At 76.0% G+C, this 12578-nt stretch carries 10 protein-coding genes; 2 read left to right on the forward strand and 8 right to left on the reverse strand.

From position 1 onward, the window contains the following. Window positions 1-254 precede the first annotated feature (254 nt). Window positions 255-1484 (forward strand): DUF6296 family protein, encoded by a 1230-nt coding sequence (locus ACIRD3_RS05260; RefSeq protein WP_402211851.1) that lies wholly within the window; start codon window positions 255-257, stop codon window positions 1482-1484. Between the two features lie 47 nt (window positions 1485-1531). Here ACIRD3_RS05260 and ACIRD3_RS05265 read toward each other — a convergent pair whose 3' ends face one another. Both ACIRD3_RS05265 and ACIRD3_RS05270 read right to left on the reverse strand, forming a co-directional pair. Beyond that, window positions 1532-2350, reverse strand: a complete 819-nt coding sequence (locus ACIRD3_RS05265; RefSeq protein ID WP_402211854.1) for a hypothetical protein — start codon at window positions 2348-2350, stop codon at window positions 1532-1534. Window positions 2351-2826: 476 nt separating this feature from the next. Continuing rightward, window positions 2827-3093: a hypothetical protein gene (locus ACIRD3_RS05270; protein WP_402211857.1), complete on the reverse strand. Its 267-nt coding sequence runs from the start codon at window positions 3091-3093 to the stop codon at window positions 2827-2829. Between the two features lie 155 nt (window positions 3094-3248). Between ACIRD3_RS05270 and ACIRD3_RS05275 the strand changes: the two genes are divergently transcribed. Continuing rightward, window positions 3249-4448, forward strand: coding sequence for a PP2C family protein-serine/threonine phosphatase (locus ACIRD3_RS05275; protein ID WP_402211860.1), 1200 nt, complete (start codon window positions 3249-3251; stop codon window positions 4446-4448). A gap of 74 nt (window positions 4449-4522) precedes the next feature. On the opposite strand, the gene ACIRD3_RS05280 is transcribed toward ACIRD3_RS05275, so the two are convergent. The 6 genes from ACIRD3_RS05280 to ACIRD3_RS05305 form a co-directional block, all read right to left on the reverse strand. Further along, window positions 4523-4954 carry an SRPBCC family protein gene (locus ACIRD3_RS05280; protein WP_402211863.1) on the reverse strand — a complete coding sequence of 144 codons (432 nt, stop codon included), beginning with the start codon at window positions 4952-4954 and terminating at the stop codon, window positions 4523-4525. A 40-nt stretch (window positions 4955-4994) separates the two neighbouring features. Beyond that, window positions 4995-7478: a condensation domain-containing protein gene (locus ACIRD3_RS05285; protein ID WP_402211865.1), complete on the reverse strand. Its 2484-nt coding sequence runs from the start codon at window positions 7476-7478 to the stop codon at window positions 4995-4997. Between the two features lie 62 nt (window positions 7479-7540). Further along, entirely contained in the window at window positions 7541-8329 is a 789-nt protein-coding gene (locus tag ACIRD3_RS05290; RefSeq protein WP_402211868.1) for an SDR family NAD(P)-dependent oxidoreductase, read from the reverse strand. A gap of 59 nt (window positions 8330-8388) precedes the next feature. Then, window positions 8389-9207, reverse strand: coding sequence for a BTAD domain-containing putative transcriptional regulator (locus ACIRD3_RS05295; RefSeq protein WP_402211871.1), 819 nt, complete (start codon window positions 9205-9207; stop codon window positions 8389-8391). Between the two features lie 280 nt (window positions 9208-9487). Further along, entirely contained in the window at window positions 9488-11080 is a 1593-nt protein-coding gene (locus ACIRD3_RS05300) for a serine/threonine-protein kinase (RefSeq protein WP_402211874.1), read from the reverse strand. Between the two features lie 113 nt (window positions 11081-11193). After that, on the reverse strand, window positions 11194-12384 hold the full coding sequence (locus ACIRD3_RS05305; RefSeq protein WP_402211877.1) for a Rieske 2Fe-2S domain-containing protein: 1191 nt from the start codon (window positions 12382-12384) through the stop codon (window positions 11194-11196). Window positions 12385-12578 lie beyond the last annotated feature (194 nt).

Consider the following 12578-nt stretch of genomic DNA (forward strand, 5'->3'; position numbering starts at 1 on the left):
GGCGGAACCTCCGGTCCTTCCTTCCCCGGAACGGCCCGGGTCGCCATGCTGGCGGGAGTGGGTTCCGGAGCCCGCGCGGCTCCGGAAGGAACCTTGACCCGTTCACCGGGAGCGACGTCTGGTGGGCGTCCCCGCGGGCCCGGCCGGCGTGATCGGCCCGGCGCCGGTGTCCGTGGACCGACCGCCGCCCGGTGGGGGACGTGGTGCCCGTGGGTGACCGGCCGCATACTGTCCGGACACGCTCGGAGGTTGCTATGACCATGGTGGACGTCTCGGCTCTCGGTCGGTTGGTCGCGGAGTACGAGGCCCTGTCCGCGCTGCGTTCGCCGGAGGCCCGGCAGCGACTGCGCGACGTCTGCTACACCATCGGGGTCTACACCGGGGAGACGGACGCGGTCCGCGCCGTCGCCCGGGCCCGCACGCTGCTGGACCTCCAGGCGCCCGTGGCGCCGGTCGGCTCCACGGCCGACGCCCCGGCCGTGGACCGGGCCCGGACCGCCCTGCTGGCCGAGCTCGGCGCACTCGCGGCCCGTGAACGGGCCCTGTCCGGGCCCCCGGCGACGCTGACCGACGTGCTGCGGCTGGCCCAGGTCGCCCTCCCCTCGTGCGTGGGCGTCGCCGTGAGCACCTGGCGCGACGCCGGCTCCGTGGAAACCCTGGCGTCGAGCTCGCCGCAGCTGCTGGTGCTCGAACGGGCGCAGGGGGAGGAGGGCGGCCCGCTGTCCCGGATCCGCCGGCAGGCCGAGGGGCTGGTGGTGGTCCGGCTGGACTCGGGGCCGCCCGGCCGGTTCGCCGACCGGACCCGGCGCTGCGGGGTGCGGACCGTCGTCACGGCGCACCTCCGCACCCTTCCGCACGGCTGCACCGCCTTCAGCGCCTACCTGCGCGATCCGGCGGAACCGGGAGTGACCGTCCTCGGCCTGGTGAAGGTGCTCGCCCTGCAGGCCTCCGCCGCGCTCGACCGCTTGGCGCTGGCCCGGACGGTGGCCGATCTGCTGGACCGCCGGCACGCCACCGGCCTGGCCATCGGCATGACGATGGAGCGGTTCGGCGTGACCCCGCACGCCGCGCTGGAGCTGCTCGCAGGGGTGGCCCAGCGCTCGGGCACGGACCTGGACACGGTGGCCGGCCGCCTGGCCGGCGGCGAGATGTCGCTCCCCGCCGCGGAGGACCGGCCGGCCCCGCACGTCCTGACATCCGTGGACGCCGCGGGGCACGCGGCCGCCCGGGTGCCGGCCCCGACGGTCCGGGGGAGCGGCACCCGCCGGTGCGCGGTGACCATGCCCGGGCCGGTGGGAGGACACGGCCGGCCCGCCGTGGTCGTGGTGCACGCGACGGACGCCGTGGGCCCGCGCGGCGGCCTGGTCTGGGAGAGCGCGGACGGCGCCCTGCGGGTGGAGATCACCGGGGACGTGGCGACCGTCCTCAGCGCGCCGGCCGGGGGTGCCCTACACCCCTGCCTGCACGCGGTCCGGCTGCCCTGAGCCCCGACCCGTCCGGCGGCCGGGGGAGTACGGGCCGGCGCGAACGGTCAGGGCCGGAACGGCCGGTCGCCCTCGGCGTCCCCCTCCGGGGCTTGCTCCTCCGCGGACTCCGGAGTCTCGATGCCGGGCTGATCACCCCGGTCCCCGCCCGGTCCCTCCGGCTCCGACGGGCCGCCGTCGGAGCGGATCCGCACCGCCTCCTCCTCGGCCGACAGCCCGGCGGTGTCGCCGGGCGCGTCGGCCCGCAGGTCGCTGTGCGGGTCCGGGGGGTCGAGTCGGCCGGCGGCCTGCTCGGACGGCTCCGCGACCGACGTCCGCTCGTCCTGCTCCGGCTCCTCCTGGGCCAGCCGGGCGTCCAGCGACTCGCCCTCGGACTGTTCGGCCCCCGTGGTGCCGAAGGACTCGGCGGCCACCGGTGTGTCCCCGGGAACGGACTGGACCTGCGGGTCCTGCGACCACTCCCGCGCGGGGGAGCCGTCCTGGAGGTCGGGGATGCCCTCGTCCTCCGGCTCGGCGGCCGGATCGTGGTGCCCCCGCTCGGGTTCGGGCGGGGCTTCCGTCGGTTCGGCCGGAGCGGCGTGACCACCACGGCCGCCCCGAGGCGGCGGATCGACGGCGGTCGGCTCGCGGCGCGGCGGGTTCGCGTACTCCTCGCCCGGCTGGACGCCCGGCACCGGCCCCTCGGCCGTCTCCGGTTGCTGTTCGCCGCTCCCGGCGACGTTGGGCGTCCCGCCCTTGCCGATCGGTGCGGGGCGGCGCGCCGGGCCGTCGCGGCCCTCCGCGCGGGACCGGGTCCCGGCGGTGTCGGCGGGGCCGGTCGCCCCTCCCATGTCGTGCAGCGGCCGCTCGCGCGGTGATTCGGTCATGGCGTCCTCCTGGCCAGGGTCCGGCCGGTCGGTACGGCGCGGACCAGCGGTTGGGGGTTCGCTCTGCTGACGTCGGCCGGAGCGGAGTCCGGGCCCGGTCCACCGCGAGGGCCGCCGAGCGACACCGAGCGACACCCGGCACCCGCCGGACGTCGTCCGACTCCAGCCGCCGCAGGGCGTGGCGGCGCAGTGACCCGACGGCGTACCCGACCTCGTCGTCGGGGCCGACGCTGACCAGCTTCGGACTGGTCTCCCCTGACGGCGCGCCTGCCCGGTGCGAGCACGGGGAAACCGGGGGCGGTGCGGCCGGCGGGCGGAGCCGCTCCCCTTACCCGGTTCCACCGTCGGGCCGCCGCGCTGACCGCGCGCGGCGGCCACCCGGCGGAGGCCGGCGTACGGCGAGCGCCGGCGGGCCGGCCTCCGGTCGCGGCAGCGCACGCGCCGCACGCGAGGAGGACGCCCCGTGCTCGGAGGTGTCAGGCGGCGGAAAGGACCCGTTCGCACTCCCGGCAGCGGCGGTCGGCCAACTCGGGCGGGTACCAGGGCTCACCGGGCCGGGCGGGTGCGTAGTGGCTGTGCTCCATCGAGCGGGTGTCGCGTTGGCACAGCGTGGTCGGCTGGGGGTCCTCCGGGACGTCCGGGTCGGCGCCGGCCGCGTGCACGGCCAGCACTCCCGGCCCGACGCCCTCGGCGCCGAGAACCTGCTCGGGCTCCAGCTCGAACAGCACGATGATCGAGGCCATGTCTCCGACGGTGCGCCGGGCCGGGCCGCCGCGCACCCCGGGCCGGTCACCCGTGGGACGGGCCCGCGCCGTCCGCGCCGGCGCCGGAATCCGAACCGGATGTCCCGTGCGCTGGGCCCCGCACTGGGTAGGCGCCAGCCCGACGGAGGTGCGACGTGGCGAGCGGCGAGGACGCGGGGCCGGGCGGAGTGCTGGCGCGGCTGCTGGTCCGCAGCCGGGCCGCCGGGCCGGCGGACCTGCCCGCCCTGATCGGGCAGGCGGCCCGTGAACTGGGCGCGGACGGGGCGTGGGTGTTCCTGGCCGACGTCCAGCAGCGGTACCTCGTCCCGCTGCCCGGTCCCGAGAACGGGCACCCGGACGTCGTCGACATCGAGGGGACCCTCGGCGGCCGGGCCTACCGGCTGCAGCAGACCCAGCTGTCCTCCGGATCGCCCGCCGTCGGATGGTTCCCCCTGGTCGACGGGGTCGAGCGGATCGGCGTGCTGCGGGTCGAAGGCGGCGCATGGGGCCGGGACACGGCGGACCGCTGCGAGACGCTGGCGGCGCTGGTCGCCCTGATGGTGGTGTCGAAGAGCACGTACAGCGACGTCATCATCGGCGTCGGACGTCGGCGGCCGATGAGCCTGCAGGCCGAAATGCTGTGGGCCTTTCTGCCGCCGCGCACCATCGGCACCCGGCACGTGACGTCCAGCGCCGTCCTGGAACCGGCCTACGACGTCGGCGGGGACGCCTTCGACCATTCGGTGGCCGGCGGGCGCCTGCACGTGTCGGTGTTCGACGCGATGGGCCACGACCTCGCCTCCGGCGGTGCCAGCTCCGTCGCCCTCGCCGCCTGCCGCTCCACCCGGCGGTCCGGAGGCGGCCTGGCCGACATCGTCCAGGCCATCGACCGCACCCTGGTCCAGTGGATCCCGGACCGGCTGCTCACCGCCGTGGTCGCCGACCTCGACACCGAGACGGGCGAGCTGACCTGGGTGAACTGCGGCCACCCGCCGCCGCTGCTGATCCGGGACGGCCGCGTCGTCACGGACGCCCTGCAGCGGCGGGCCGAGCTGCCGCTCGGCCTCGGCTTCCACGAGCGCGGGGCGCAGCCCGTCCACCGCGCCCGGCTGCAGCCAGGCGACCGGCTGCTGGTCTACACCGACGGCGTCACCGAGGCCCGGTCCAGGTCCGGCGAGTTCTTCGGCGAGCTCCGGCTGGCCGACACCCTCATGCAGCACATGGCCGGCGGGGACCCGGCCCCCGAGGCCCTGCGCCGCCTGATCCACGCCCTGGTCACCCATCAGGACCACGACCTGCGCGACGACGCGACCATCCTGCTGGCGGAGTGGCACCCGCAACGGCCCGGGGAGTGACGGGGACCGGGACCGGGCGGGACCAGGGGGCGGGGAGCGGACGGACGAGTGGCCGGCGTCGGCGTGGGCGTGGGCTACCGCAGCAGTCGGGCCAGCACCCGCCCGAAGACCAGCCGCCCGGCGGCCGCGAGCAGCGGATCGGCGAACCGGGGCAGCCCGGCGATCCGCAGCTCCTCCGCCCAGACCGCCTCGCTGCCGCCCGCCACCGCCCGGACCAGCAGCACCGCCCCGCCGCGCACCGGGCGGCCGCGCTTGACCAGGCGGCAGCGGCCGTCGCGCCCGGGGGCCGGAGCGATCAGCTCGACGATCTCCATCGGGTCGTCGAAGTGAAGCGGGCCGACCGTCGTACGGGCCAGGACGACGTCGCCCACCGCGCGGCCGGTGCCCCGGGCGACGGTGACCCGGGTGAACGGGACCCGCTCGCCGTGCCGGGGCCAGGAGGTGAGCCGCTCCCAGCAGTCGGCGGGCGGCAGCGGCGAACGGCGGGTCAGGACGAAACGGGCCATGGGCGCCACCGTAGTGCCCGGGCGGGGCGGGGGACGGGACCTACGCGTGGCCTCCCAGGAGTTCCGCCACCGCCGTCAGGTCGCCCTCCTGGCCGAGCAGCACCACCAGCGGGTGCGCCGGAGCCCCCAGCCGGGCGATCTCGTACGCGGTCACGCCGAGCCCCGGCGGGGCGACCAGCGCGACCGGCGTACGGGAGTCCAGCAGCGGGCCGAGCAGCGGCCGGTAGGCGGCGGGCGGCGGGTCGGCCGCGACGGGGCGCAGCACGCCGAGGGCCTGCGGGCCGGGCCAGCCGCGGGCGGTGCCCGGGTAGCGGGTGCCCGGTGCGCCGGGCGGGGGCAGCAGCAGGACCCAGCCCGCGCCCGGACGGGTGGCCTGGCGGAGCACGTCCAGCCGGACGGCCGGGCGGTCGTCGTCCGGGCCGTCGTCCGGTCGGCCGTCGTCGGGGGCCGGGTGGTCGGACGGCTCGGACGGATCCGCGGGGCCGGCGCGGTCCGTCGCCCCGGAGGCCGCGGCCGCCGGCTCGCCGAGCCGGGGCGCCGGCTGGCCGGCGAGCGTGGAGCGCAGCACCTCGGTGGTGCTCAGCCCGCTCGGCAGATCCGGGAAGGCGCGCAGCAGGTGGGCGCTCTGGCTGAGGAGTTCGACGGCGTCCTGGTCGGCGAGCAGGGTGCGGTCATGGGTGGTGGTGAGGACCAGACCGCCGGTGGCGTCGTAGTGGGCGGCCAGGGTGATCGGGTACGCGGTGAAGGTGCCGGCCGGGGTCGGGCTCTCCACGTGGATGCCGTGCGCGGCGAGGTCCGTCTCCAGTCGCAGGTGGTGGGCGGGGGCCGGCAGGTGCTCCAGGACGACCAGGCTGTTCGGCCGCGGTCCGCGCGAGCCGGCCGTCCAGCGGTGCGCCTGGCCGGGGGAGACCCACTCGTACCCGGCGAGGTCGAGCACCCCGTCGCGCAGGGCGGCGAGCAGCTGCGGCACGGTGGTGCCCGGGTGCACCCGCACCGAGATCGGCAGCGGGTTGCGCAGCGCGCCGGGCAGCCGGTCGATGCCGTCCAGCGGGATGCCCCGGCCGGAGACGGTCACCGCGAAGCCGACCCGCACCGCCCGGGCCGGGCGGCGGGGGCGGCCGGACTGCGCGGCGCGGTAGAGCAGCAGTGCCCAGGCGGCCTGCAGGGCGCTGCTCTCGCCGGCGCCCCAGGCGGCCGCCCAGCCGCGCAGCCGTACCGCCTCGTACGGGGTGAGCCGGCGCCGGGCCCGGCCGCTGCCCGGCCGGCGCGGGTCGGGGTCGAGCGGCAGGACGGCCGTCGCGGCGGGCCGGGTGGACCAGAACTGCCGTGCGGCGTCGGTGCTCTGGGCCCGCAGCCAGCGGGCGTGGTCGCGCACGTCCGGTCGGCGCTCGCCGCCGGGCAGGACGCCGTCGGTCAGGTAGGCGCGGTAGAAGGACTGCAGCAGCAGGCGGACGCTCCAGCCGTCCAGCATCGCGTGGTGGTAGCTGAGCAGCACCCGGGTGGCCGGGCCCTCCTCGGCGTCCGGCGGGGCGTCGAGCAAGGTGGCGCGCAGCAGGGCGGGGCGGCGCAGGTCGAAGCCGCGCCGGCGGTCGGCGGCGAGCAGCTCCTCCCACTCGGCGGCGCCGTGCGGGTGCCGGGTGACCTCGGGGACGGCGCGCTCGTGCAGCACCATCCACGGGTCGCCGGTGTCGTCCTCGTCCCAGTCGAAGGCCGCGCGCAGCACGGTCTCGTGGTCGATGACGGACTGCCAGGCGGCGGTGAAGCGCTCGGTGTCCAGCGGGCCGTGCCAGTTCCAGGACAGCTGCTCGACGTGCCGGCCGTGGTGGTCCGGCCGGCCGAGCACCTGGCGCAGCATCTCCCGCTGCAGCGCGCTGGTCGGCACGGTGACCGGCTCGGGCGGGTGGGCGAGCGCCTTCCGCAGCTCCTCCAGCAGCTCGACGGCGCGTCCGCGCGCGGCGGGGGCGAAGCCGAGGAAGAGTCGCGGGGGCCGGGGGCGGTCCGGGGTGTTCGGGCGGTCCCGGCCGTCCGAGCCGTCCGGGCCGTCCCCGGGGGTGCCCCGCTCCGCCACCAGGACCGCACGCAGCCGGGGCCCGGCGGCGAGGCTCCGGCCCAGCTCGGCGAGCACCCGGTCGAGCTCAGCCGGTCCGTCGGCCGCCCGCTGCCACAGCAGGTCCTGCCCCGGGTCCTGCCCGTCGGAGGGTGAGCCGGGATCCGCTGCCGAGGCCTGCCGCTGGTCCGCCCCGCCCGGCTCCGGCTCGGAGGCTTCCGGCAGGACGGCCCGCAGTGCCGCGCGCAGCACGTCCGGCCGGTACGCCCGGTGCAGCTCGACCAGCAGGAACTCCTCGGCCCGTGCGGGGTGGGCGGCGGGCTGCCGCGGGTGGGCGGCCGTCCGGGCCAGTGCGGCGGTGACGGCTGCGGCGTCGAGCCGTCTCGGCGGGCGGCCGGTGGGCAGGCAGGGCTCGGGCGCGGAGGCGCCGGACACCAGCAAGGTGACGGGTGCGCTGGAGAACTGACGGTTCGTCATCACTGATCAGCGGGCACCGGAGCCCGAGTCCTTCCCGTGGGCCGGCCTGGATCGCGCCGGGGTTACTGGGTGGCGAGACCGCCGCAGACGTTGAGTGCCTGGGCGGTGATGCTGGCCGCGGTCGGGGTGGTGAGGTAGCCGGCCAGCGAGGCGACCTCCTCGGGGGTGGTGTAGCGGCCGAGCGGGATGTGCGTCTGGAAGTGCTGGTGGATGGTCTCGGGCGTGGTGTTGTAGGCGGTCGCGTACTCGTGGTGGATCCGGGTGGTGTGCGGCGTCTGGACGTAGCCGGGGCAGATCGCGTTGACGGTGGTGCCGGTGGGCGCCAACTCCTTGGCCAGCGCCCGGGTGAAGCCGATCACGGCGTGCTTGCTGGCGGTGTACGGCGCGCCCAGGGTGACGGCCTGCTTCCCGGCCGTGGAGGCGATGTTGATGATGCGCGGATGGGCGGTGCCGGTGAGCTGGCCGTTCCGGAGGGTCTCCCGGGTGACCAGGAAGACGGCGTTGAGATTGGTGTCGATGACGTCGTACCACAGGTCGTCGGTGGTGGTCGCGGTCGGACCGCCGCCGGTCCGCCCGGCGTTGTTGACCAGCACGCTGATCGGGCCGTGCGCGGCCACCGCGTGCCGGATCAGCTCGGCGACCTGGACGGGATCGCGGACGTCGCAGGTGGTGCCGTCGGCCTGGTGGCCCTCGTCGCGCAGGGTGGCCAGTGCCTGGTCGATGTGCTGGGCGGTGCGGGCGCAGATGAAGACACGGTGGCCGCGGCTGCCGAGTTCGCGGGCGATGGCGAGACCGATGCCGCGGGTGCCGCCGGTGATCAGGGCGAGGGGTTTCTCGGGTGCGGTGGTCATGACGCGTCCTGTGGGTGAGGGCTGGGAGAGGTCGGCGGGGACGGCCGGGCGGACGGGGCTCAGGCCGAGTACAGGTTGTAGGTGGTCGGGTGGGCGGTGGTCGGCGTGTTGAGGGTCGGGTCCAGGGTGAGGATGGCGTGCTGCAGGTGCTGCAGGTGCGGCGAGGGCTGGATGCCGAGTTCGGTGGTCAGCCGGTGCCGCAGGTGGTGGTAGGTGGTGAGGGCGCTGGTCTGCCGGCCCGCCCGGTAGAGGGCGACCATGGCCTGGGCGTGCAGCCCCTCGTGGTGCGGGTGCTGGTGGGTCAGGTGGGTGAGTTCGGGGATCAGCTCGTTGTGCCGGCCGAGCCGCAGGTCGGAGTCGATCCGCCGTTCCAGGGTGATCAGCCGGCTCTCCTCCAGTCGCATGATCTCGATGGTGAGGATCGGGCCGGGGCGCACGTCGACCAGGGCGGGCCCGTGCCAGAGCGCGAGCGCCTGGCGGAACTGGGTGGCGGCCTGGCTGTCGTGGCCGTGGTTGAAGGAGTGCTGGCCCTGGGTGATCAGCAGGTTGTAGGTGTGGACGTCCAGGTTGTCCGGGTGCGCGGTGAGCTGGTAGCCGCCGTGGCGGGTGGTGAGGATGTCCTTGGCGGTGGTGTGCGGGGTCGGCCCGAGGGCTTGGGTGATGCGGCGGCGCAGCTGCAGGATGTACGTCTGCATCGTGGTGAGCGCCTGTCTGGGCGGGTCGTCGCCCCAGATCTCCTCGATCAGGGTGGCCGTGGGCAGGATCCGGTTCGGGTAGAGCGCGAGGAGGGCGAGGATCTGGCGCTGCTTGGCGGCGGTGGGGACGACGGAGATGCCGTTGAGGTCGGCGGTGAGGGGGCCGAGGACCTTGAGCTGCATGGCGGTTCTCCTTTCGCGTGCGGGACGGTTGGCCGCGGTGCGGGACGGAAGTCCGGTCGTACGGACGTGAGTTCGAGTCAGCGGAATGGTGGGGTGGATGCGTCGCACCCTAGTTGCGCCGAAGGGTGGGGGACGGATTCCTCTAGTGCACGTCGAGTGCGGTTCCGGGCGCCTTGATGGGGGTTTCCGGGCAGGCCGGAGCGACGGGGCCGCCACCCGGGTGCGGACGGCGCCCCGCCGGACGGGGCCGGAGTTGCGGGGGTGAAGGGCTGGGTCTCCGCTACCTCTTCCGCAGATCGCCCGAGAAGCCGCCGACCAGCAGGTGCAGACTGCCGTCCGGATTGCGGGTGTACACCTGGTCGTGCGGGTCGGCAGCGCAGCCGCTGAGCGAGTTCATCGGGGCGGTGCGCAGCACCACCCGGTCGGCGGTGGCCTGGACCAGATTGGCGACGGCGTCGCAGTAACGGGTGCCGATGCCCTCGTTGTTGTGGATCTGGGCGACCGGGTCGTTCGGGCGGCCCTGGCTCAGCGTGATCGTGAAGTCGGGCTTCAGGAAGGTCTGTTCGCTGCCGAGCGTGCCCTGCCAGGTGCCCAGGAAGGCCGCGGGGATCGCGCCGTCGGCCGTCGCCGCGGTGGTGGGCGCCGACGGGGTCGGCTGCCCCTGGTCGCGGGTGGACGTCCCGGTGGCGCGGGTGGCGAGGAACACCGCGGCGCCGGCCACCGCGGCGGCCAGGACGGCGGCGAGGAGCAGGGTGCCCGGTCCGGTACGGCGGGGAGCGGTCGGCGCCGGGGCGGCGGTCGCCGCCGAGGGCGGGGGCGGGGCGGTCCAGGGCACCGGCGGGCCGAACCGGCCCTGCGGGGCGGGCGGCGCGGGCGGGACGGAGGCCGTCGGCGGTCCGAGCTGCGCGGGTGGTCCGAACCGGCCCGACGGAGTCGCCGGTCGGGGAGCCGGCGGCGCGGGCGAGTCGCCGTCCAGGTCCAGCAGTTCGACCGCGAGGGCGGCCAGCGTGGCGGCGACCGCGGGCGGCAGCCAGTCCCGCCGCCCCAAGCGCTCGCCCGCGTCCGGGTCCTGGGCCGTCAGCCGATCGCGTAGCTGCTCGGGGGTGGGACGGCGGTCCGGGTCCTTGGCCAGGCAGTCCGCTACGAGGGACTTCAACTCCTGGTCGGCGATCGCCAGTTCGGGCTCCTGGTGCAGCACCCGGTAGAGCATCACGGCCGCGCTGACGCCGGAGCCGAACGGCGGGGTACCGGTGGCCGCGTGGGCCAGCACGGCGCCGAGCGAGAAGACGTCCGAGGCGGGCCCGACGCTGCGGCCCTCGGCCTGCTCGGGGGAGAGGTAGCCGGGGGAGCCGACCATGAACCCGGAGCGGGTGAGCGCGGTCGCCGCGTCGAGTGCCCGGGTGATCCCGAAGTCGATCAGCCGTGGTCCGTCCAGCGCCAGCAGCACGTTCGACGGCTTGACGTCCCGGTGCACCAATCCCCGTGCGTGCACGGCCCGCAGGGCCTCGGCCAGCCCCACCCCGAGCGAGCGGACGGCGGCCTCGGGCAGCGGGCCGAAGTCCCGTACGGCGGTGCTCAGCGAGGGGCCGGCCACGTACCCGGTGGCCACCCACGGCCGGGCGCCCTCGGTGTCCGCGTCCAGGACCGGGGCCGTCCACCGCCCGCCGACCCGCCGGGCGGCGGCCACCTCGTTGCGGAAGCGCACCCGGAACTCCCGGTCCGCCGCGTACTCGTCGTGCACCAGCTTGACGGCCACCGTGCGCCCGCCCGCCGTGCGGCCCAGGTACACCCGGCCCATCCCGCCCGCACCGAGTCTGCGCAGCAGGCGGTACTCGCCCACCTGCCGCGGATCCCCGTCCTCCAGTGCCTCCATGCCGACTCCCCTCCACGCCCGCCCCGTACTGCACGCCAGACGGTACCGTCCGGTGCGCCGTACGGGGGTCGGGCAGGGGCCGCTCAGCGCCGCTCAGCGCCCTTCGCCGCCGTTCAGCCTCGGGCGACGCCGGCGGCCGTGCCACCGGGGGTGCCGTTGACGGTGTCGCCGGCGGGGCCGTCGGCCGTGCCGTCGGGGACGCCGTCCGTCCGTCCGTCCGACCCGCCGTTCGCGGCGGCCGGGCCCGGTCCGGGGAGGTGCGCCCGCTGGTCCGGCGGGTAGAACTGCCGGGCCCAGTGCCGCATCGCGCCGATCGGCCCGTCGCCGGCGGCGAGCCGGGGCGGGGACTGGTACGTCTTGGTGGACCAGATCGGGAAGTCGGCCGAGGTGAACTCGAGGTTGCGCTTGAACATCGGGCCCGCGAGCAGCGCCGTCACCGCGCGGCTGACCGTCCGGGCGACGGCCGGGGTGAGGCCGGCCGGCTCGCGCATGACGAAGCGGCCGGCCTGCCGCAACTGCATCCGGGCGGGGGCGACCTGGGTGGCCATCACCAGCGAGCAGATCTCCAGGCCGAGCGAGGGCGTGCGCACGTCGGTGTGCAGGGCGGTCAGGCCGTACCCGTCCACTTCGACGTCGACCTGCCGCATCCCGAGCAGCGGGAAGGTCTCCTGGACCCGCATGGAGATGTGGAAGCGGGGGCCGTCGAACTCCACCGGGGCCGCCAACTCGCCCTGCGGCCAACCGTGCAGGGTGACGAAGTGGCCCAGGTCGAAGGAGTTCTCCATGACGTCCTGGGCGTAGCCGGGCATCTCGAAGGAGGCGTACCGCAGTGGTTGCCGCCCGTCGCCGAGCACGTGCCAGGACGGGATCTCCCAGTCCGGCTCCCGGCCGTCGTGGTGGCGCCAGACGAAGACGGCCTCGTTCACCTCGCGCACCGGCAGGTGCGTCAGTGCGGCCCTGGGCGGCGGGGTGCCGTAGCCGGTCCGCACGCAGCGGCCCTCGGCGTCGAAGGCGAAGCGGTGGAAGGGGCAGACCAGGTCGTCGCCCTCGACCGCCGCCAGGCCGAGGTGGGCGCCGAGGTGCGGGCAGTACGGGCGGACGGCGCGCAGCCGCCCGTTCCGCAGCCGGTACAACACGACGTCCTCGCCGGCCAGTTGGCGGGTGACGACGGTGCCGGGCTTGAGTTCGGCGGAGAAGGCGAGGGCGGACCAGCCGTCCGGGTAGGGCAGGGCGGGTGGCAGGGCGAGGTCGGCCGCGGTGGGGCGGTCGCTGACGGGGTGGACGTGCTTGTGGGACACGTGCAAGGGAGTCTCCTGTCGGGGTCCCGCCCGGCGCCGCCCCTCCCAGGCGATTAGCGCTCGAACGGAATGCGTTCCCGATGCTAGCCACGGATCGTGAGTGCCCGCACGGACAACCTGCCTGGAGGGTTGAAAGTCTGATGATCTATCAGACTGATGTGGTCAAAGCTTGGTAAATTCCGGTCAGCCCCCTGGATGTG

Origin of the sequence: Kitasatospora sp. NPDC093550 (genome assembly GCF_044764985.1) — a bacterium.
Classification (GTDB): domain Bacteria; phylum Actinomycetota; class Actinomycetes; order Streptomycetales; family Streptomycetaceae; genus Kitasatospora.